Consider the following 21459-nt stretch of genomic DNA (forward strand, 5'->3'; position numbering starts at 1 on the left):
GACGCGGCGGCAAAGCGCCGCCACCATAAATAAACAACACGTTGCATAATACGCAACACAACGAAAACGTCAACGGGAGAAGACGATGCGAGGAACCGGCGGCGCGCTGCTCTACGCGACCCTGAAGAGCCACGGCGTGAAGTGCTTGTTCGGGATGGAGGACCCGATCCATGTCTTCCACGCGGTCGATCGGTCGTTCACCCGCATCGTGACGGTGCGCGACGAGAAGCACGCCGCGATCATGGCTCATGGCTATGCTCAGGTGACCGGCCGCCCCGGCGTCTGCGCGGCGACCTTCGGGCCGGGCGCGACCAATCTGATCACCGGCCTGCTGGAGGCACAGCGTTCCTCCGTGCCGGTGATCGCGTTGGTGCAGGACCACGCGCTACGGCTGAAGAACAAGCATGCCAGCAGCGCGCTCGATCACGCCACGGCGCTCAACCCTTACGTCAAGGAGGTCATCCGCATAGACATGGCGGAGCAGGCCGGCGATGCAGTGCGGAAGGCTTTCCGGATCGCGACGACGGGGCGGCCCGGCCCGGTCGTGCTTCTCTGCCCGGGCGATGTGATGGCGGCCGAAGCCGAGGCCGAAACCTGGGCGGATCCGACCTATGCCCATTTCCCGGCCAATCGCGTGCGGGCGAGCCGGGAGTCGATCGCCGGCGCCGCCCGGTTGCTGGCGGCAGCCCGCCGGCCGCTGCTGATCGCCGGCGGCGGCTCGATCATCTCGGGCGCCGAGGAGGAAATCCGCATCCTGGCGGAGCTGTTCGACATGCCCGTCGCGACCACGATGACGGGTCGCGGCGCCATCCCGGATTCCCACCCCCTGGCAGCAGGCCCGCTCGGTTCGACCACCGGAGGGCGCTATGGCCGCGGCCGCATCTCGAACACGCTGTTCGCCGAGGCGGATGTCGTCTTCGTGCTGGGCTCGCGCACCGGGCAGATCTGCTACAGCGACTGGTCGCTGCCGAAGCCGGGCACCAAGCTGGTCCATCTCGACATCGACCCGGCCGAGATCGGCCGCAACTTCGCCACCGATGTCGCCATGGTCGGCGACGTGCGCGACACGCTCCGCGACCTCCTGGCCCATTGTGCCGAGCAGGGCCTGGCACGAACCGACGCCGCCAACCGCGCGCGGCTCCATGCCCTGACGCGCGACTGGCGCGACGAGTTCCGCCCCGTCGCCGAATCCGACCAGATTCCGATCCGGCCCGAGAGGCTGCTGGCCGAAATCTCGACCCAAGCGGATGAGAAGACCCTGGTCGTCACCGATGCGAGCTATGTCACCGGCTGGGCGATGAGCCATATCGACGTGCCCCGCGCCGGCCGCTTCATCCTGTCGCCACGCGGCACCGGCGGCATCGGCTGGAGCCTGCCGGCGGCGATCGGCGCCAAGATGGGCGATCCCTCGCTCAAGGTCGTCTGCGTCACCGGGGACGGCGCCTTCGGCTACGTCTTCAACGAGCTTGAGACTGCCGCGCGCTACGGCGTCGAGGTCGTAGTCGTCGTGTTCAACAACGGCACACTCGGCTTCCAGCGGCACTGGGAGCAGAAGGTGATGGGTCGCTATCTCGAATGCGACTTCCTCGACATCGACTTCGGCGAACTCGGCCGCGCGCTGAAATGCCAGGGCGAGCGCATCACCGATCCGGCCGGAATCTCCGCCGGGCTGGCGCGCGGGCAAGCGGCGAAGGGGCCTTACATCCTCGATGTCGTGATCGACCCGGACGCCACCGCGCCGATCGTCGGCTTCGAGACCATCCTCGCCGAGGACGCCGTTCACTGACACCGCGCTCACCAACGATCGAAGGGGCTGCCGGAGAGACAGCCCCAATCAGGGAGGGGAACAGCATGTTGAAACGCATCGCAGCCATGACGATGGCGGTCGCCCTTGCGGCGGTCGCGAGCCTGGCGGCTTCCACCGCCGAGGCGGGACCGACGCTCGACCGGATCATGAAGGATAAGAAGATGGTCGTGGGCGTCGCGCCCTGGAACCGCTTCGTCCTGCTCAATCCGAAAACCAACGAATACGAGGGCTTCATCGCCGACGATATTCGCAACTTCGAGCAGATGACCGGGATCAAGGTCCAGCTCGTCAACACCACGTGGAGTGGGCTGGTCGCCGGGCTCCAGGCCGGGCAATGGGACGTAGTGATGAGCGGGCTCGGCGCCACTCCCGAGCGCGCCACCGCCGTCGCCTTCACCGACCCGATCGGCTACCTGTCCTCGACTGCGATGGTGCGCGCCGACAGCCCCATTCAGCGCTTCGAGGACCTCGACAAGCCGGGCAACACCGTCTCGGTGGTCAGCGGAACCGCGGCACAGCAATTCGCGCAGCGAAGCTTCAAGAACGCCAAGGTGACCCCGCTCTCCGATACGGCTGCCGCGGTTCTCGAGGTCATGCAGGGACGTTCGACCGCCTATATCGGCGATTCCGTCTCGAATGCGCTGCGGGCCGAGGAGCGCCCGACCGAGCTGCGCAACGTCAGGTTTGCGGCCGACAAGACCGAATGGACGAGCATGAACCACGCGGTTCGCTACGCCGACCTCGACCTCGTGGTGTTCCTCAACACCTATGTCCGGGCGATGCAGTTGCGCGGCTGGTACCGCAGCCTCGCCGAGAAGTGGAACCTGCCGCCCGAGCTCGCCACCGGGCCGCGCTGAGCCAAGGCGGCCCGGCGATGCGCGGCCGCTCCGCCGCGCATCGCGCTCTCATTTCGTCTGCATCGCGCGTTCAGGTCCGCACATGAACTATACCTTCCAATTCGGTGTTCTCACCGACTATGGGCCGTATCTCGCCTGGGGCCTCTGGCATGCCTGGTGGACGAGCTTTCCGGCCATCCTGTTTTCGACCGTGCTCGGCATCGCCTTGGCTGCGATGAGCATGTCGCGCAGCAGAGCGGTGCGCGGTGTCTCGATCGTCTTCGTCGACCTGTTCCGCACATTGCCCGTGGTGGTGCTGCTGATCTGGATCCACTACGTGCTGCCGATCCTGACCGGCGCCTCGCTCTCGCCGACGATGAGCTCGATCATCGCGCTCTCGCTGAACGGAGCCGCCCTGGCCTGCGAGGCCTTCCGCGGCGGGCTCGAGGCGATCCCGCAGACGCAGGTGCAGGCGGCGCAGTCGCTCGGCTTCTCCCGCTGGAAGGTGATGCGCTACATCACCCTGCCGCAGGCCTTCTTCGCCACCTTGCCATCGCTGACCAACGTCCACATCACCGTGATCAAGAACGTGACCGTGACCGTGCTGATCGCGGTGCCCGAGGTGATGTTCCGCGCGCAGGAACTGACGGTTCAATTCTTCCGCCCACTCGAATTCTACACCGGCGCGGCGCTGCTCTATGTCGCGCTGATCTGGGGCTACACCATCCTGATGCGCATGATCGAAAGGCTGCAGAAATGGCAACCGATCTGAGGGCGGCCACCGCCATGCCTGCCGCGCGTGACTTCATTCGCATCCAGGACGTCCATAAATCCTATGGCGAGGTGAAGGTCCTCAACGGGATCTCGCTCGATGTCGCCGAGGGCGAGGTGCTGGTTCTGTGCGGGCCGAGCGGTTGTGGCAAGAGCACGCTGCTGCGCTGCATCAACGGGCTGGAGACGATCAATGCCGGCACCATCACGGTCAGCGGCCGCAACGTCGCGACCGCATCGTCCGACGAGCTCCAGAAGATTCGGCTGTCGACCGGCTTCGTCTTCCAGAATTTCAACCTGTTCCCGCATATGACGGCGCTGCAGAACATCACGATCGCGCCGATGAAGATCCTGGGCCGATCGGCACGTGACGCCAGTGACGAGGGCCGCCGGCTCCTCGAGCGCGTGGGGATGGCCGACAAGGCCGCCTCCTACCCGTTCCAGCTTTCCGGCGGCCAGCGCCAGCGCGTCGCGATCGCTCGTGCGCTGGCAATGAAGCCGACGCTGATGCTGTTCGACGAACCGACCTCGGCGCTCGACCCGGAGATGCGCGAGGAGGTGCTGCAGGTGATCCGCCAGGTCCATCATGATCACGGCATGACCATGGTCGTGGTCACGCACGAGATCGGCTTCGCCAAGAGCGTCGCCAGCCGCGCCATGCTGCTCGACGCCGGCGAGATCGTCGAGGAGGCGCCGGCCCGCAGCTTCTTCGCCAATCCGAGCCAGGAACGCACCCGCCGCTTCCTGCGAGCGATCGTCAACGACTAGCCACGGTGAGCCGGTGCGGGGGACAACCTCACCGCCGGAACCTCCGCTTCCTGGCGAAAAGCCGAGGTCTGCTCGTGGTGCAGCGTGACCTCGGGCTTCGCTAGGCTCCGCTGCCACAAACGGCTGGCTAGCGTGGCCAAGGAGCATGACGAAGCGGGCCCGAGGATGCGAAGCACGCGCCATCACTGGACATTGGGTCACGGCCAGCAAGCGGGCGTTCACATCCCGCACATCAGGGGCAAGGTGCGCCCCAATCCGGGGCGGCAACCTTCCTGCCGCCGTCATTGCTGGACGAACGACAGGTCGTTCGACGAACAGATAGCGGCCGGCTTCACACCACCAGATCGCGCTCCGGCACGGGTTCGCCGCGGGAGACGCGTGCCATGTTGTCGAACATGCGCTTGACCGTCGGCTCGAAATTATCGGCGGCCATCGCGGCGAGATGCGGCGTCACCACGAGATTGTCGAGCGTCAGCAATTCGCTATCGGCCGGCAGCGGCTCGACCGAGAACACATCCATGGCCGCGCCGGCGATCTCCTTCGCCTTCAGCGCCGCGACCAGATCGGCCTCGTTGACGACGCCGCCGCGCGCGACATTGATCAGCACCGCCGTCCGCTTCATCGCCCGCAGCGCCGCCGCATCGATCAGATTGGTCGTCTCCGGCGTCAGCGGGCAATGCAGCGAGACGACGTCCGCCTGCGCCAGTATCTCCGGCAGCGACGCATGCTTTACGCCCAGCGCTGCTTCTTCGGCGGCATCGAGCGGCTGGCGCTTGCTGTAGAGGATGGTGCAGCCAAAGCCCTTGAGCAGCTTCGCCAGGCTCTGGCCGATCGCGCCGAAGCCGATGATGCCGACCGTCTTGCCCGACAGCATGAAGGTGTCGCCCGGCAGCTTGCCGGTGGCCCAATGCCCCTGCTTCAGCTCGGCATTGCCATAGGCGATGAAGCGCAGTGCCGAGAGCGTGAGGCCGAGCGCGAATTCGGCGACGGGCACCGCGTTGGAGCCGGTCGTACGCGCGACCCTGATGCCGAGCTCCTTGGCTGCGGCGATGTCGATGTTGTCGTAGCCGACGCCCCATTTGTGCAGCAGCTTCAGCTTCTTCGCCGCCCGCAGCACATCGGCGGAGACGCCGACCTGCCCGGAGATCGCGTAATCGGCCTCGGCGATGATCTCCTTCATGTGCTCGTCGCCGCGCGCGGTCCCATGCGTCAGCACGAAGCCATCAGGCAGCAGCGCGCGAAGCCGGTCGGCCCGCTCGGGGCTGGTCATGTCGAGGAGGACGATGGTCTCGGGCATGGAAAGGTCCAGTCGAATACTCAAGTCAGGGATGCAAGGAGATGCGGTCGGCGAGTTCAGGGCCCCAATCGCTGGCCCTACCCCGGAACGGCGGAGGTGGAGCACGAAGGCAGATATCGGCGCGCTTCCGCGCCGGACATCAGTCCTTCTGTGCCAGCGCGTCGAGGACCATCTTGGTCGCGCCGGAGATGTCTCCGAGCTTCTCGCCGGCCTTCACGCGCTCCTGATTGCGTTCACCGCGCTCCTGCCGGGCGATGGCGGCGTCGGCAATCGCCTCCGCCTCGGCCCGCGGCAGCACCAGCACGCCGGATTCGTCGGCAAGGATGACGTCGCCGGCCTTGACCGAGACATTGCCGCAGGAGATCGGCAGGTTGAGCGTGCCGCCGAGATTGTAGAGCCGCGTGGTGATCGGCGACATGCCGCGGCACCACATCGGGAAATCGGAATCCTCAATCTCGGCGAGATCGGTGCAGGGGCCATCGACGATGCCGCCGACCGCGCCGGCAGCCTTGGCCGCGACGGTGACGCCGCCGCCCCAGCAGGCATGCTTGTCGTCGCCGAGCCGATCGACAACAAGGATATCGCCAGGGCGAAGCAGGCCGAGCGCGTGATGCAGCAGGGTCGAATCTTGCCCGGGGATCGCCAGCGTCACGGCCGCCGCGGCGATGCGCTTGCCGCGTAACAGCGGCTGGATGCCGCGATCCATGAAACCCCAGTGCTGGGAATGGCCGATGGTCGCGGTCTCGACCTTCTGCAGCTTCTCGACCAGTGCGGCCGGCAACTGCTCGGGCATGGCTTCGATGCGGTAATCAGGCATGAGAGTCTCCTATTTCCCTACGGCACGGGCGACGCCGACGAGGCGCTCGACCACGAGGACGACGGCGAGCGTGGCAACGATCAGAACAACTGACAGCGCCGCGATGAGCGGATCTGTGCGGCCTTCGACATAGCGGACCATCTCGACCGGTAGCGTCGAGGCGCGCGGGCCGGCGATGAAAAGCGAGATCACGGTCTCGTCGAAGGACAGCAGGAAGGACAGGCAAGCGCAGGCGATGAGGCCGGGCGTTGCCAGCGGCAGCGTCACCCGGCGAACGACGCGCCAGGGCGAAGCTCCAAGCGTCGCCGCAGCCGCCTCGATATCATCCGGCAGGTTCGCGAGCGCCGTCGTCATCATCCGAATGACGAAAGGCACCGTCACCGTCATGTGACCGAGCACGAGGCCTGGCAGCGTCGCCGTCAGCTTGAGAGGCGAGAAGAACAGCAGGAGTGCCAGACCCGTGATCAGCGTCGGCAGCAAGAGCRGCGCCAGGAAAAAGCCGTTCAGCGCATCCTTTCCGGCAAAGCGCCCTTTCGCGAGGGCGAGCGCCGCCGGCACACCAATTGCGAGCGAGAGCAGGGACACCACCGCGGCGATCCGCACGCTGAGCCAGAGCGCCGCAAGCAACGGCCCGTTGCCGGCGAGCTGCTGAAACCAGCGCAGCGAATAGCCGGAGGGCGGGAACAGGATGAAGTTGTCCGCCGAGAAGGACAACATTACCACCACGACGATCGGCGACAGGATCAGCACATAGACCAGCGCCGCAAAGCCGGAGAGAACGCGCCCTGCCCCGGTCATCGCTGCAGCCTCCGCGCCACCAGGTTGGAGACCACGAGCAGGGCGAGCAGCAGCACGAGTGTGTAGATCGCCAGCACCGCCGCGACCGGCCAGTTGGTGTTGGTCGTCGCCTGCTCGAAGATCTCGGTCGCCAGCACGAAGACGCGCCCGCCACCCAGGAGCTTGGGCGTGATATAGGCCGACATCGACAGCACGAAGCCCAAGCCCGCCGCGAGCGCGATGGCCGGCAGGCTGAGTGGCAAGGTGACGCGCCAGAAGGTCCGGAACGGCGAGGCGCCGAGCGAGCGCGCGGCTTCCTCCAGCGTGCGGTCGAGCCGGCCGAAACCGGCGAGCAGCGCCAGGATCATATAGGGCATGATGCTCTCAGCGAGGCCGATGGTGACGCCGGTCCAGTTGAAGACGAGCTTCAGCGGCGCCGAAATCAGGCCAAGAGACTGCAGGGTCGTGTTGACGAGCCCGCGATCGCCGAGAATGGCGAGCCAGCCGAAGACGCGCACCACGCCCGAAACCAGCATCGGCATGATCGCGACCACCGCCAGCAGGCCGCGAAAGCGGGAATCGGTGCGGAACAGGAAGAGCGAAACGGGATAGGCGAGGCACAACGCGATCAGCGTCGACACCGCCGATAGCCAGAGCGAATTCAGCGTCAGTTCGAAGGTGAAGCCGTCATGCAGCGTGGCGCGCCAGGTCTCCAGCGACCAGGCCTCCACCATCGCGCCGGTCGGCCCGACCTCGTTGAAGGCGTTGCGGAACAGCCCGAGCGATGGCCAGACATAGATGACGAGCAGGAACAGCGCCGCCGGGATCAGGAGCAGCGGCAGGCGTTGCGAGGCGGTCATGACGCCTCGCGTGCGAAGATGCGGCTCTCGCTGCGCGGCCAGACGACCGCCACCTCGGCGCCCTCTGCGGGAACCGCAGTTCCCGACGGCATCTCGACGGTGAGTTGTCCATGGCCGCCGTCCTCGACCAGTACCTCGACGTGGTCGCCGACATAGACGCTGCGCAGCACTCGGCCGGTCAGGCGCGCCGTATCGCCGCCGGCCGGTTCGGAAACCGGCACGATCCGCATGCGCTGCGGCCTGACGAAGAGATCGGAATCCGCGGCAGCGTCCACGGGCAGGGATTGCCCCCACACGGTCGCCCGGCCCTGCCCATCGCGCGCCAGCGGCAGCACGTTCGCCCGCCCGACGAATTCCGCGACGAAGCGGGTCGCAGGTCGCTCGTAGATGTCCTCGGCGCTGCCGATCTGCGCGATCCGGCCGCGATGCATCACGGCGATGCGGTCGCACATCGTTAGCGCCTCGACCTGATCATGCGTGACGAACAGCGCGGTAATGCCGAGCGAGCGCTGGATCGAGCGGATCTCGTGCCGCATCGCATCGCGCAGCTTGGCATCGAGATTGGAGAGGGATTCGTCGAGCAGGAGGAGGGAAGGCTGGATCACAAGCGCCCGCGCCAGCGCGACACGCTGCTGCTGGCCGCCCGAAAGCTCCTTGGGGCGGCGCAGGCCGAGCCCGGCCAGTCTGACGAGCGCCAGCGCCTCCTCGATGCGCCTGGTGATCTCCCGCTGGGCTACGCCCCGCTCCTCCAGCCCGAAGGCGATGTTGCGGGCCACCGACAGATGCGGAAACAGCGCATAGGACTGGAAGACGTAACCCATGTTGCGCCGGTGCGGCGGCAGTCGAGTGATCTCGGTGCCATCGAGAGAGATCGCGCCCCGATCGGGCGCGACGAGACCGGCCAGCATGCGCAGCGTCGTCGTCTTGCCGCAGCCGGAGGGGCCGAGCAGCGCGACGGATTCGCCCCGCTCCATGGACAGCGATACATCGTCCACGGCCACGGCGTTGCCGTACCGCTTCTGCAGGCTGGAGAGTTCAAGGTAGCTCATCGCAAACCGTTCAGCGCGCCGCCGCGATGACCTCGCGCCGCCAGCGATTGTTCCACTGGTCGCGCAGCTTCAGGATCTCGTTCCAGTCGACGCCGATCATCCGGGCGCGATTTTCCGGCGAGGCGGCCGTGCGGGCCAACGCCTTGGGATCGATCTCGGCCTTGCCGTTGACCGGCGCATAGAACATCCGCTCGGTGAACGCCTTCTGCGCGGCTTGCGACAATGCATGCGCCAAGAAGGCGGCGGCTGCCGCCCTGTTCTTCGAGCCCGCAGTCAGATTGATCGTGTTGACCTGGAAGACCGAGCCTTCCGGCGGGAGCAAGGCGTTGATCTTGCCGCCGGTCTGGTCGGAATAGAGCTGAGCGCGGGCGTTCCATCCTGTCGCCACCTTCGCCACGCCGTTGAGGATCAGCGAATAGCCGTCGGGGTTGGGCTCGAAGGTGGTCACGCCAGGCGCGAGTTCCTTGAGCTTCTTCATCGCGGCATCGATGGATTTGCGGTAGTCGCCGCCTTCCATCTTCTCGACCATTGCCGTCAGCGCGAGACCCTGGATGTTCGGCGGCGCGGCGAGCGCGATCTGGCCCTTGAGATCGGGCCGCCAGAGATCGGCGAGCTTGGCGAGCTGCGGCTTGAGCGCCGCGTCCTGCACGATGACGAGATGGTCGAAAGTCACGGCAGGGCCGTACTCGCCTCCGGCGGCGCGGGCCTCCGGCAACAGCTCGTTCAGCACCGGGAACTCGGCGGGCGTCAGCTTCTCGAACAGCCCTTCGATATTACCGATGCTGGAGGTGGTGACGTCCATGATCGCGACGTCGGTCTGCGGGTCGGCCTTCTGCGCCCGCACGCTGCCGACCATCTGGGCCGAGGTGCCGCCGGGCACGTAGTTCACCTTGACGCCGGGATGCGCCTGCAGGAACGGCTCGATCACCGCCTTTGTGTAATTGTCCTGAAAGATGCCGGAATAGGACATCAACGTGATCTGCCCCGAGAGCGTCTGCGCCCTCAGGATGGCAGGCGCGGCGATGGTGGCGAGACCGGACTGAACGACGAGACGGCGGGTAATCATCAGAACCTCCTGCTGGAGCGTTGCTCCGGCCGGGCGCCGGAGCAGCGTGCTGCGGTGGTGGGCGTGTCGCAGCTCAGGCCGGAACCTTGGCGGCGAAATGAGCGACGAAGCGGGAGACGATCTCGCTCAGTTTTTCGGCCAGCTTGGCTCCGGTGTCGGGCGAGCACAGCTTCGGATCGCCCTTGCCGACACCGTCATGATAGACCTCGTCGTATTCGTGCGGCACGCCGACCTCGGCCCCTTCAAAGCTGGCGGTGCCGAGCCCGGTGAAGGGCAGATCGAGCACGGGATCGCGCTTCAGCGGCTTGCCGGCCGGCACGAAGTCAGGACGCATCAGTTCCGGGAAGAGATGCAGGCCGAGGCTGGTCAGCGGATCTGCGCCATGGCCGGAGACCTTGGCCGACATCTCGGCGCCGACGATGCCCGGCAGGAGGCCGTAGGCGATCCGCCAGAGATAGAGGCTGGGCAGCACGATGCGCTCGCGCTGGTAGAGTTCGCGCGCCACCTCCGAGATCGGCCCGACATTGCCGCCATGGCCGTTGATGACGATGATCCGGGTCAGGCCGTTGCGATGCAGCGAGTCGACCATCTCGGCGATCACCGCCGTCAGCGTTGCCTGCGAGATCGCAATGCCGCCGATCATCGGCCCGAACCAGTCGGCGCCGCCATAGGGCAGCACCGGCGCGACAAGCGTTCGCACGCCGGCCTTGCTCGCCTGGAGCGCGGCGAGCTCCGCGATCTTCTCGGCGAGGAGATAATCACCCATCGGGGCGTGGGGCCCCTGGTCCTCGTGGCTGCCCATCGGCAGCAGGATCACCGGGTTGGACTTGAGCAGCTCACGCGCCTCCCCGCCGGTGATGGTGCCCATATGGACGAGAGGTTCGGTCTTGGCGGCCATGGCGAGGTCCTTCCCTTGATTTCGGTTGGTGTTCAGCGTTCCGCCGTGCGCGGATCGAGGATGTCGCGCAGCGCGTCGCAGAGCAGGTTCATCGCGAGGATGGTCAGCGTCAGCACGGCGCAGGGCCAGAGCAGCAGCAGGGGAGCCTGCTCCATCGTCGAGCGCGCCCCACGGATCATCAGCCCCCAGGACGGCGCTGGCGGTACGACGCCGAGCCCGAGAAACGAAAGGCCGCTCTCGATCACCACTGCGGCCGCGACGGCGAGCGAGAACTGCACGAGCAACGGCCCCGCGATATTGGGCAGCACGGTCTTGAACAGCAGATGCGTGGAGCTGGCGCCGAGCGCCCGCGTCGCCTCGACATAGTCGCGCCCCTTCACCGCCAGCACCTCGGCATAGGTCACGCGGGCGAAACCCGGTAGGTAGAGCACCGAGAGCACCAGGATCAGCGTCGCGGCTCCCGGGCCGAGCAGCGTCACCACCAGCAGCGCCAGCAGCACCGGCGGGAAGCACATGATGATCTCGACACTGCGCACCGTGAGGAACGCGCCCCAGCTTCTTGCCCATCCGCCGATCAGCCCCAGCGTGACGCCGACGAGCCCGGCGGCCAGCGCCGAGGCGAAGGCGACGGAAAGGCTGGTGCGCGCACCCCAGATCAGCCGCGAGAGCACGTCGCGGCCGAACTCGTCGCGCCCGAGCCAGGATCCGGCCATGGGCCCCGCCAGCCGGTTCGCGACGTCCTGACGGACCGGATCGGGCAGCGGCAGCAGCGGCGCGGCGAGCGCGATCAGGAGGATCAGGGCAACGCAGCCCCCCGGCAGAGCCAGCTTTGTCAGGCCACGCCGTCTCATGCCGCCTGGACCCGCGGATCGATCGCCGCATGCAGCAGCTCGACGAGGAGATTGATCAACAGGAAAAGCACCGAGATCGTCAGGATGATGCCGACGACCATCGGGTAGTCGCGGCCCTCGACCGCGCGCAGCAGCGGCGTCGACAGCCCCGGCCAGTTGAAGACGTATTCGACGAGCACGGTGCCCCCGAGCAGCGTGCCCATCTGCAGACCAAGCACGGTGACGACCGGGTTCAGCGCGTTGCGCAGCACGTGCACGACCAGGACCCGACGCGGCGACAGGCCCTTGGCGCGGGCTGTGCGGACATAGTCATGGGCGAGCGCATCGAGCGTCGCCGCCCGCGTCATCCGGAACAGGACGGCGGCAAGCCCCTTGGCGATGGCGATCGCCGGCAGGGCGAGGAGCTTGAGATGCTGCGCGGGCTCCTGCGAGAAGGCCACATAGCCACCAGCCGGCATCAGCCTGAGCGTTTGCGCCAGCAGCAGGACGAGCAGCGTGCCGACAACGAAGACGGGCACGGCCAGAAGGAGCGCAGTGATCCAGGACGCGACGCGGTCGAAGGTTCCGCCGCGATGGACCGCCGCATAGATTCCCGCCGGCACGCCGAAGGTGATCGCGATGACGGTGCCGGCGAGGATCAGCTCCAACGTCCGCGGCAGCCTGAGCGCGATCTCCTGCAGGACGGGATAGTCGTCGACGAGGGAGTTGCCGAGGTCGCCGCGCAGCAGCCCCGCGAGGAAGTTCCCGTATTGCACGAGCAGTGGCCGATCGAGACCGAGCTTCTCGCGCAGTTCCGCGACCGAAGCCGGATCGGGCATCGCGCCCGAGGTCGACAGCAGAAGCTCCGCCGGATCGCCCGGCACCATATGGAGCGCCAGGAAGACAATCGTCGCCACCAGCCAGGCCGTCAGCACGGTCAGGATCAGTCGTCGTCCGAGCCAGGCCGCGCTCATCCGAAATAGGTCTCCTCGAGCATGTTGCCTGAGGAGTTGGAGAGCGCGCCGGGCAGGTTGGTGAACCCCTGCACGCTCTTGTCCATCCCGTAGCCCTGCTGCCGCCAGGCGAGGCCGACCAGCGGCACCTCCTCCAATGCGGCGCGCTGCATCTCCTTGTAGATGTCGACGCGCTTGGCCTGATCGAATTCCGCACGCCCCGCGGCGAGCGCAGCGATCGTGCGCGGCGCATCCACCTTGAAGGAGCGGCCATGCGAGGGCGAGAGCGAGGTATCCAGCACGACGGTCAGGCCATCGGGGTCGTTGTTGTCCGAGGAGACGCCATGGATCGCCATGTCGTATTGCCCGCGCGAGCCGCGGCTCACCCGTGTCGACCAGTCCGGCAGCTGCAGCTCCGCCTGGATCCCGATCGCGGCGAGGTACTGCTGGACGATCTCGGCGGTGTCCTTGTGCATGCCGAACTGAGCCGTGGCGAGCAGCGTCGTCTGGAAGCCGTTGGCGAAGCCGGCCTCGGCCAGCAGGGCCTTGGCGCGCGCCGGATCGTAGTTCCAGCCATGCGCCAGCTCCTTGTCGTACCAGGGCGTCCCCTCGACGATCGGCAAGCCCTCGAGCGGCTTGCCGCGGCCGAAGAAGGCGACCTTGACGATATCCTCGCGCTTCACGGCATGGGCGACGGCGCGGCGCACGCGCGGGTCGTTGAAGGGCGGCTTCGTGCCGTTGAACAGCACGTCCATGAACGGCCCTTCCTGGTTGTCGAGCTTGAGCCGGGGATCGGCTTCGACCGCCGCCATCGACTGCCAGGGCACATACTCGATCATGTCGACATCGCCGGAGATCAGCGCCGCGTTGCGCAGGTTCTCATCGGCGTAGACGACGAACTTGATGCCTTTGAGCTTCGGAATGCCCGGCTTGTAGAACTTGTCGAAGGCGGCGAGCTCAAGCGAAGTGCCTCGCTCCTGCCCGACGAGACGATAGGGGCCAGCGCCGATCGGCTCGTTCGGGCTCGACTTTCGCCAGATGACGAACGTGTTGTAGTTGGCAAACCAGCTCGGCAGCGTCGCCTGCGGCCCCTTGGTGACAAGGCGAACGGTCTGCGGATCGGGAATCTCGACCCGCTCGACCAGCTGGAATTGCGACCGCATATAGGCGGTCGATTTCTCGCCGGCGATCTGCTCGATCGACCACTTCACGTCATCGGCCGTGACCGGTTCGCCATTGTGGAAGACGCAGCCCTTGCGCAGCTTGAAGACCCAGGCGCCATCCGCGTCGCGTGACCAGGATTCAGCCAGTTCGCCGCGCAATTCGCCCTTGGGATCATAAGAGACGAGGCTGCGGTGGGTCAGCATCTTCACAGTGCCCGCCGATGCACCGGTCGAAACCCATGGCTGCAGATTGGGCGGGAAGGCGGAGAGCCCGTAGCGGATGATGCCGGAGGAGCGCTGCGCGCGCGCCGGACGGCTCAGGAAGGGCGAAGCCAGGAGTGGAGCGGCAAGGCCACCACCAAGGACGGAACGGCGAGAGATGGTCATCGGCTGATCCTCTGCTGCTATGTCCAATGGCCCGCCGGACTATCCCGGCTCGTGGCCTGGGAAGGGGACGAGCGACGGAACCGTTCTGGTACGAGCAATTGCCGCGCCAGCGTTCCCGACATGCCGGACGAATCCGAAATCTCGATCCGGAAACCGGCTTCGCAGCATCATGAGAGGCAGCACGGTCATAAGGTTCCCCGGCGTGGCTTCGGCGCGCTTTGTCGCTCGGTCCATGCTCTTGATGCGCCATGTATACGTGGCGGATTTTTTGCTGTCTACTGCCGACTTGCCCTATACCGCGCAGAATGGGGGCACCAACGATGACGATGATCGAGCAAGATGAAACGGCTGCCGCGCGCAGCAAGCCGACCCGCGAGCGGGTTTACCTCTATGTGCGGGAGCAGATCCTGCGCGGGCGCTTCCCCGGCGGTTCCTTTGTCGAGGAGGAGGAAATCTCCTCGGCGCTCGGCGTTTCGCGCACGCCGGTCCGCGAAGCCTTCCATCGGCTCGAAGCTGAGAGGTTCATCGACCTGCTTCCGCGCCGCGGCGCGCTCGTCCGGCAAGTCACAGCCCAGGAATTGCTCGATCTCTACGAAGCCCGGCGCATGATCGAAGGGCATGCGATCAGCCGCATCTGCCGGGAAGAAATTCCATTGCCTGCCGACATGCAGGCCATTCTCGACGAGCTCGAACGCATGCCGCAGGACGACTATTTCAACCGGGTCGAGCTGAACCGCCAGTTCCATTTCGTCATGGTCGCGGCCGTCGGCAATATCGTACTCTCAGAACTCTACCAGTCGCTTGGCGCGCGCCAGCAACGCGTCGCGATGACCGCGATCCACACCGACCCCAGCCGCATCGCGCGCATCAGCAAGGAGCATCATGCCTTGTTCGCGGCGCTCGCCGAATGGGACGAGGAGAAGGCCCTCGCCATTCTGGAGCAGCATCTGCGCCCGATCGTCGGCGTGATCTCGCGCCTGCCGGATTGAGCCGGCTCCCGGGGCACAGGCTTGGGAACTGCGAGGATCGCCCGGGACCGGGCCGCGCGCCGCAGTCGGCCGAAAGCAAGATGTGGCCGACTGTCCGCTGCACCCGCTCGCTACCTTGCTCATTGAGGTCGTCGTTCATGCGAGCCAGCGTTTCCGACCATTCGTCGAACAACTCTGCACGGTCTGCGATGTCGACAGGCGGGCTGATGGCGGCGGTGCGCAGCACGTTGCGATAGAAGTCGACGACAAGCTTCCGGTGTTCGAGCCAGCTGAGCTTGGATAGGTTGCGGCCGCCAACTTTGTTGGCGAGGATCAGTTCAGCGTCACCCGAACAGCGCTTCCATGAACGGCTCCTCATAGCGATCAAGGCTTCGCCGCCGAGCGCTGCGTTTGCCTTCGATCCGTCCTGCGCAGGCTAACCGGATGGCCCCGGCCTTGCGTTTGAACTTGGCTATGAATGCGCCAACCACAGCCACCGGCACGCGCTTATCGTAAAAGTACCGACCGTTGCGGACGATCCCGTACGGCGTATTGGGCACGGTTTCGGTACTCATGCATGCCCAAATGGATGGCAGCCTGAGCCGAGTAAACCGCTGATTTTTCGAGAGTTTAAGCCCTTCAAGGGCTTAGGCGGCGAATGGCGCTCCCTAGGGGACTCGAACCCCTGTTTTCGCCGTGAGAGGGCGACGTCCTAGACCGCTAGACGAAGGGAGCAGCGCCGGTCGTGGGCGTCTCTGTAGTCGGAGCGCCGCAACGCCGCAACTGCTTTTTTGAAGCTGTCCCGACAAAAATCCTCGGATCGGCCCGAAGGGCTTCAATTGACGCGGCGAACATCCCCGCCTTTTCCAGGCGGACGCGGCCTCGAGATGGAGATGAGCGGAACATCCCGTCGGTAGCCGGCTCAAGCGATGCGCCGCTCACGCGAAAAAGAGCGGCGCGAGCCGCGCAGGAAGCGGCTAGCAGGTCTTGCAAGCCCGCCGGCGAGATTGAAAATTGCCGAGGCAGCTTGGGGGAGCGTTTCGGTGGGCGGCGAAAGCGAGCAGCGACGATCCCTGGCCTTCATCGCCCTGCACCACGGCCGCCTTGCCTTTCGGGCCGGGCTCGGCGGCCTCATCGCGATCGTCTATCCTCCGGCCTGCGTCGCCTGCCAGGCCGCGACCGGCGAGGCGCAGGCGCTCTGCCCCGCCTGCTGGGGCGGCATCGGCTTCATCGAGCGCCCTTATTGCGAGCGGCTCGGCACGCCCTTCGCCGTCGATCTCGGGCCCGGCCTGCTCTCGCCGGCCGCGATCGCCGATCCGCCGGTCTTCACGCGGGCCCGTGCCGTCTGCCGCTTCGATGGCGCGGCGCGCGAACTGGTGCATCGGCTGAAATATGGCGACCGCATCGAACTCTCCCTGACGCTCGGGCGGATGATGGCCCAGGCAGGCCGCGAACTGCTCGGCGAGGCCGAGATCGTCGTGCCCATCCCGCTGCACCGCGCGCGGCTCTGGAGCCGACGCTTCAACCAGGCCGCCGCGCTGGCCGGCGTCGTGGCGCGCCAGGCGAAGCTCCCGCTCGCGCCCACCCTGCTCGCCCGCGTCAAGCGCACGCGCCAGCAGGTCGGGCTCACCCGCTCGCAGCGCGCCGACAATCTGCAGGGCGCATTCCGGGTGCCGGACGCGCAACGCCCGCAGGTCGAAGGCCGGCGCATCCTCCTGGTCGACGACGTCCTGACAACCGGCGCGACCGCCAATGCCGCAGCGCGGGCGCTGTTGCGGGCCGGCGCGCGCGATGTCGACATCCTGACCTTCGCACGGGTCGTGACGGATGGCCGGGAAGGCACTACATGAGAGCGCAGCATCTTATCGAGAGCCCTCAGCCCATGCCGCCGGTCACGATCTACACCACCTCCTGGTGCCCCTATTGCAAGGCGGCCAAGACGCTCCTGACCCGAAAGGGGGTCGCTTTCTCGGAGATCGATGTCGATGGCCAGCCGGAATTGCGGCAGACCATGACGGCCCGGGCAGGCGGGCGCACTTCGGTGCCGCAGATTTTCATCGGCGAGCGCCATGTCGGCGGCTCGGACGACATCCACGCGCTCGATGCCCGCGGCGAGCTCGACGAGTTGCTCGCAGCCTGAGGCACCTGGCCTTCACTGCCCCGCCATGCCCGGCAGGCAGCACTCCTTGCGTGCCGATTTGCCTTGGCGACGCGGCGCCACCATCTAAGATCACATGATCCGCTACACGCTCATCTGCGACAACGGCCACGAATTCGAGAGCTGGTTCCCGTCCTCCGGCGACTTCGAGGAACAGGCGAGGCGCGGCTTCGTCACCTGCCCGGCCTGCAACAGCGCCAAGGTCGAGCGCGCGATCATGGCGCCCAATGTCGCGCGCAGCGATCTCGGCGTGCGCCCGGCCGAGCCCTCGCCGGAAGCGCCTGCGCCTGCGGCCGCATCGCCAGCCCCGGTCGCGCTGATGAGCGACAAGGAGAAGGCTTTCCGCGAGATGCTGACCGCGCTGCACCAGCACGTGCATGAGAATGCCGAGCATGTCGGAGAGCGCTTCGCCGACGAGGCGCTGAAGATCCATCATGGCGAGGCGGAATCGCGCGCCATCTATGGCGAGGCAACGGCCGACGATGCCCGCATGCTGCATGAGGAAGGCGTGGATTTCCTGCCGCTGCCGCGCTTGCCCGGCACACGGAACTGAAGCCTCCGGCCGGAGCGGCGCGAAACTCCGCCCGGCGGCGCGCGAGTTCCCATAAATATTCAGGCCGCGAAGCGCCCAATTTTGCGTTCTCTGACAAAGCGTTAGCATGTAACCCGATGCAAGGGAGGGTCGCTCCGACCGGTCTTTGCGTCGCGGGGCCTTCCTTCCCGGATTAACTTTCTGTTATTGATTTCGGGTTTCTTTGCCGGTGATCCCGGTGCGCCCCCCCGGCTGCCCATGATCCCGAACTCAGGAGGTTGCCGCATGAAGCGGGCCGCGATCGCTGCGCATGGTCTCCGTTCTGGCGGAGTTTTCAGGTACGGCGGACGTGGATCGGTCCCGATTCTGATGGCTCTCCTCGCGCCGGCCCTTGGCGCCTGCAGCATGTCGCCGGTCGATTCGGCCGCGGTCTCCGCGCCGACGACGAAGGAGCCGGCCGCCGCGCGCAAACGCGCCGTCGCGCTGGCCAAGGCCGATCCGCGCGAGAAAGAGTGCCTCGTCCGCGCGATGTATTTCGAATCGAACCGGTCGAGCGAGGCCGGCCTGCTCGGCGTCGGAACGGTGGTGATGAACCGGGTCGAATCGCAGCGGTATCCTGAGACGATCTGCGGCGTGGTCGGCGCTCCCCGCCAATTCGCCGCCGGCGTCCTCACCCGCCCGATGCCGGAACACACCCGGCCGAAGATCGAGGCCATTGCGGACGACATCCTCAACGGCCGCCGGAACGAGGCGGTCGGATCGGCCAAGCATTTCCATATGGCCGGCATGCGCTTCGGCTACGCCAACATGCATTACGTGACCGTGGCCGGCGGCAATGCCTTCTATCTCAAGGGCGAGCGCCCCGAGCGCAGGCGGATCGAGGAGCCGACGATCCAACTGGCCTCGGCATCCACCTCCGCGCCGCTTGCGACCGCCACACCGGCCGTGTCCACATCCTTCGCCTCGGCGCCGCTTGCCTTCGCTCCGGAGACGGCAGCACCGAAGCTCGTAACGTTCCAGGCACCGGCGGTCATGCTGGTCAAGAACGCGCCGCTGCCGCCGGGCCGGCCGCTCGATCTCGATCTGCCGAAAGCCTCCGTCCGCGCCTTCGTCGTGCCTGCGAAGGCCGACAACCGCGTGGCTCTTCTTGCGGCGTCCGAGATCCGGGGCAGTCTCTCCTCGCGATAGCCGCTCGACGCGCGCGGGATCAGTCACCGCCTTCATCCTGAGGAGCAGGCCATCGGCCCGCCCTCGAAAGATGATGGTCCGTATGGTTCCAGAACTTTCCTGAAGCATCCTTCGAGACGCAGCCTTCGGCTACTCCTCAGGATGAGGGCTTGAGCATAGGCCCGACTCAAGCCGAAAACCGTCCGCCTAACGTCGAAGGGGACATCGCGGAAGCTCTGGCGTTATCTTCGCCGCAGTGCAACATTCAGATTGCTCTGCAATACGGGGAGACGCCATGACCGCGACGAAGCTTGGCGGCCAGCAGACGGGCCAGCGCGACAAGCCCTGGATCTTCCGCACCTATGCGGGGCACTCCGACGCGGCCGAGTCCAACCGGCTCTACCGGACCAATCTCGCCAAGGGGCAGACCGGCCTTTCCGTCGCCTTCGACCTGCCGACACAGACCGGCTACGATCCGGACCATGTGCTGGCCCGCGGCGAGGTCGGCAAGGTCGGCGTGCCCGTGAGCCATCTCGGCGACATGCGGGCGCTGTTCGACCAGATCCCGCTGGCGCAGATGAACACCTCGATGACGATCAACGCGACGGCAGCCTGGCTGCTCTCGCTCTACATCGCCGTCGCCGACGAGCAGGGCGCCGACCGCAAGCTGCTGCAGGGCACGACGCAGAACGACCTCGTGAAAGAGTATCTCTCGCGCGGAACCTATGTCTTCCCGCCGCGCCCCTCGATGCAACTCACCACCGACATCGTCGTCTTCACGGCCAGCGAGCTGCCGAAATGGAACCCGACGAATGTCTGTTCCTACCATCTGCAGGAGGCGGGAGCCTCGCCGGTGCAGGAATTGTCCTTCGCGCTGGCGACGGGCATCGCCCTGCTGGATTCGATCCGCGCCCGGCCGGAAGTCAGCCCGGAGGAATTCCCCGGCACCGTCGGGCGCATCTCCTTCTTCGTGAATGCCGGGATGCGCTTCGTCACCGAGCTCTGCAAGATGCGGGCTTTCGTCGAGCTCTGGGACGAGATCACGCTCGGCCGCTACGGCATCGCCGATGAGGCGATGCGCCGGTTCCGCTATGGCGTGCAGGTCAATTCGCTCGGGCTGACCGAGCCGCAGCCGGAGAACAACGTCTACCGCATCCTGATCGAGATGCTCGCCGTGACGCTGTCGAAGAAGGCGCGCGCGCGGGCCGTGCAGCTGCCGGCCTGGAACGAGGCGCTCGGCCTGCCCAGGCCCTTCGACCAGCAATGGTCGCTGCGCATGCAGCAGGTCCTGGCTTACGAGACCGACCTGCTCGAATTCGGCGACATCTTCGACGGATCGACCGTGATCGATGACAAGGTCCGCGAGCTCAAGGAAGCCGCACTCGAAGAACTCGCCAGGATCGACGACATGGGCGGCGCGCTCGCCGCCGTCGAGAGCGGCTACATGAAGCAGGCGCTGGTCGAGAACGGGGCGCGGCGCATCGAGGCGATCGAGCGCGGCGAGCAGGTCGTCGTCGGCGTCAACAAATTCACCAACAGCGAGCCCTCCCCGCTCTCGGCCGGCGACGGCGCCGTCGTCACCGTGCCGGATTCGGTCGAGACGGAAGCCATCTCCCGCCTCAAGGCCTGGCGCTCCGCCCGCGATGCGAGCGCTGCCGAGGCGGCGCTGGCGGAGCTCTCGGCGAGCGCGCGGGAAGGCCGTAACGTCATGCCGGCCTCGATCGCCTGCGCCAAGGCCGGCGTCACCACCGGCGAATGGGCGCAGAACCTGCGCGAGATCTTCGGCGAGTACCGCGCCCCGACGGGCGTCGACACCACCAGGCTCGGCGATGCGAGCGGCCTCGCCACCGCCAAGGCAGCCGTGGAGAAGGCGACCGAACGCCTCGGCCGCCCGCCGCGCTTCCTCGTCGGCAAACCCGGCCTCGACGGGCACTCGAACGGTGCCGAGCAGATCGCGGTGCGAGCGCGCGATGCCGGGATGAATGTGAGCTATGGCGGCATCCGCCAGACGCCGGAGGAGATCGTCAGCGAGGCCCGGGAGAGCGAAGCCGATATCATCGGGCTCTCGATCCTCTCCGGCTCGCATCTGCCGCTGGTGCGCGACGTCACCGCGCGGCTGCGGGTCGCCGGGATGGACGTGCCGGTGGTCGTCGGCGGCATCATCCCGCCCGACGACGAGAACGCCCTGCGCAACATGGGCGTGGCGCGTGTCTACACGCCGAAGGACTTCGCGTTGGACGGCATCATCGCCGATGTCGCGGGGCTAGCGGCGAAGAAAAGTTGATCGCTCTCCGCGTCATGGCCGGGCTTGTCCCGACCATCCACGTCCGGCGGTCGCAGGTGATGTTCAAGACG

20 protein-coding genes, 1 tRNA gene and 1 pseudogene are annotated in these 21459 nt (G+C 66.6%); 10 read left to right on the top strand and 12 right to left on the bottom strand.

Annotated features, from left to right (window positions below; all coding sequences use genetic code 11):
• The first annotated feature begins 85 nt into the window (after positions 1-85).
• From AC1DDA_RS14840 to AC1DDA_RS14855, 4 genes are all read left to right on the top strand, one after another.
• On the top strand, positions 86-1786 hold the full coding sequence (locus tag AC1DDA_RS14840) for a thiamine pyrophosphate-binding protein (RefSeq protein ID WP_476796320.1): 1701 nt from the start codon (positions 86-88) through the stop codon (positions 1784-1786).
• A gap of 65 nt (positions 1787-1851) precedes the next feature.
• Positions 1852-2664: a transporter substrate-binding domain-containing protein gene (locus tag AC1DDA_RS14845; RefSeq protein ID WP_441509548.1), complete on the top strand. Its 813-nt coding sequence runs from the start codon at positions 1852-1854 to the stop codon at positions 2662-2664.
• Positions 2665-2746: 82 nt separating this feature from the next.
• Positions 2747-3415: an amino acid ABC transporter permease gene (locus AC1DDA_RS14850; RefSeq protein WP_441509549.1), complete on the top strand. Its 669-nt coding sequence runs from the start codon at positions 2747-2749 to the stop codon at positions 3413-3415.
• Positions 3400-4182: an amino acid ABC transporter ATP-binding protein gene (locus tag AC1DDA_RS14855; protein WP_441509550.1), complete on the top strand. Its 783-nt coding sequence runs from the start codon at positions 3400-3402 to the stop codon at positions 4180-4182. The genes AC1DDA_RS14850 and AC1DDA_RS14855 overlap by 16 nt, the downstream gene beginning before the upstream one ends.
• A gap of 331 nt (positions 4183-4513) precedes the next feature.
• On the opposite strand, the gene AC1DDA_RS14860 is transcribed toward AC1DDA_RS14855, so the two are convergent.
• From AC1DDA_RS14860 to AC1DDA_RS14905, 10 genes are all read right to left on the bottom strand, one after another.
• Positions 4514-5479, bottom strand: coding sequence for a 2-hydroxyacid dehydrogenase (locus AC1DDA_RS14860; protein WP_476796321.1), 966 nt, complete (start codon positions 5477-5479; stop codon positions 4514-4516).
• A 139-nt stretch (positions 5480-5618) separates the two neighbouring features.
• Positions 5619-6296, bottom strand: a complete 678-nt coding sequence (locus AC1DDA_RS14865) for an RraA family protein (protein WP_476796322.1) — start codon at positions 6294-6296, stop codon at positions 5619-5621.
• A gap of 9 nt (positions 6297-6305) precedes the next feature.
• Positions 6306-7094 (bottom strand): ABC transporter permease, encoded by a 789-nt coding sequence (locus tag AC1DDA_RS14870; RefSeq protein ID WP_476796323.1) that lies wholly within the window; start codon positions 7092-7094, stop codon positions 6306-6308.
• Positions 7091-7933: an ABC transporter permease gene (locus tag AC1DDA_RS14875; protein WP_476796324.1), complete on the bottom strand. Its 843-nt coding sequence runs from the start codon at positions 7931-7933 to the stop codon at positions 7091-7093. The genes AC1DDA_RS14870 and AC1DDA_RS14875 overlap by 4 nt, the downstream gene beginning before the upstream one ends.
• A complete protein-coding gene (locus AC1DDA_RS14880) occupies positions 7930-8982 on the bottom strand; it encodes an ABC transporter ATP-binding protein (protein ID WP_476796325.1) in 1053 nt (350 codons plus the stop codon). Before AC1DDA_RS14880 ends, AC1DDA_RS14875 begins: the two co-directional genes overlap by 4 nt.
• Before the next feature lie 10 nt (positions 8983-8992).
• Positions 8993-10048 carry an extracellular solute-binding protein gene (locus AC1DDA_RS14885; protein ID WP_476796326.1) on the bottom strand — a complete coding sequence of 352 codons (1056 nt, stop codon included), beginning with the start codon at positions 10046-10048 and terminating at the stop codon, positions 8993-8995.
• Between the two features lie 73 nt (positions 10049-10121).
• Positions 10122-10946, bottom strand: a complete 825-nt coding sequence (locus tag AC1DDA_RS14890; protein WP_476796327.1) for a creatininase family protein — start codon at positions 10944-10946, stop codon at positions 10122-10124.
• A 32-nt stretch (positions 10947-10978) separates the two neighbouring features.
• Positions 10979-11797 (bottom strand): ABC transporter permease, encoded by an 819-nt coding sequence (locus AC1DDA_RS14895; protein ID WP_476796328.1) that lies wholly within the window; start codon positions 11795-11797, stop codon positions 10979-10981.
• A complete protein-coding gene (locus tag AC1DDA_RS14900; protein ID WP_476796329.1) occupies positions 11794-12750 on the bottom strand; it encodes an ABC transporter permease in 957 nt (318 codons plus the stop codon). The genes AC1DDA_RS14895 and AC1DDA_RS14900 overlap by 4 nt, the downstream gene beginning before the upstream one ends.
• The gene (locus AC1DDA_RS14905; RefSeq protein ID WP_476796330.1) at positions 12747-14279 is read right to left on the bottom strand and encodes an ABC transporter substrate-binding protein; all 1533 of its coding nucleotides are present in this window, start codon (positions 14277-14279) and stop codon (positions 12747-12749) included. Before AC1DDA_RS14905 ends, AC1DDA_RS14900 begins: the two co-directional genes overlap by 4 nt.
• 320 nt (positions 14280-14599) lie before the next feature.
• Between AC1DDA_RS14905 and AC1DDA_RS14910 the strand changes: the two genes are divergently transcribed.
• Positions 14600-15268: a GntR family transcriptional regulator gene (locus tag AC1DDA_RS14910; RefSeq protein ID WP_476796331.1), complete on the top strand. Its 669-nt coding sequence runs from the start codon at positions 14600-14602 to the stop codon at positions 15266-15268.
• Between the two features lie 323 nt (positions 15269-15591).
• Here the strand turns inward: AC1DDA_RS14910 and AC1DDA_RS14915 are convergent, their stop codons facing one another.
• Together AC1DDA_RS14915 and AC1DDA_RS14920 are read right to left on the bottom strand one after the other, a co-directional pair.
• Positions 15592-15822, bottom strand: a complete 231-nt coding sequence (locus AC1DDA_RS14915; protein WP_476796332.1) for a hypothetical protein — start codon at positions 15820-15822, stop codon at positions 15592-15594.
• Between the two features lie 84 nt (positions 15823-15906).
• Positions 15907-15982, bottom strand: a tRNA-Glu gene (locus AC1DDA_RS14920).
• Between the two features lie 347 nt (positions 15983-16329).
• Here AC1DDA_RS14920 and AC1DDA_RS14925 point away from each other — a divergent pair.
• The 5 genes and pseudogenes from AC1DDA_RS14925 to AC1DDA_RS14945 all read left to right on the top strand — a co-directional run bounded on the left by AC1DDA_RS14925 (position 16330) and on the right by AC1DDA_RS14945 (position 21388).
• Complete coding sequence (locus AC1DDA_RS14925) at positions 16330-17097, top strand: ComF family protein (RefSeq protein ID WP_476796539.1); 768 nt, start codon at positions 16330-16332, stop codon at positions 17095-17097.
• 32 nt (positions 17098-17129) lie between these two features.
• Positions 17130-17387: a glutaredoxin 3 gene (grxC, locus tag AC1DDA_RS14930; protein WP_441509575.1), complete on the top strand. Its 258-nt coding sequence runs from the start codon at positions 17130-17132 to the stop codon at positions 17385-17387.
• A gap of 94 nt (positions 17388-17481) precedes the next feature.
• Entirely contained in the window at positions 17482-17958 is a 477-nt protein-coding gene (locus AC1DDA_RS14935) for a DUF1178 family protein (protein WP_476796333.1), read from the top strand.
• A gap of 477 nt (positions 17959-18435) precedes the next feature.
• Positions 18436-18793, top strand: a pseudogene (locus AC1DDA_RS14940) (cell wall hydrolase); the annotation flags it as partial.
• Between the two features lie 606 nt (positions 18794-19399).
• Entirely contained in the window at positions 19400-21388 is a 1989-nt protein-coding gene (locus AC1DDA_RS14945) for a methylmalonyl-CoA mutase family protein (RefSeq protein WP_476796334.1), read from the top strand.
• The last annotated feature ends 71 nt before the right edge of the window (positions 21389-21459 follow it).

Source organism: Allobosea sp. 10N428 (assembly GCF_056394545.1).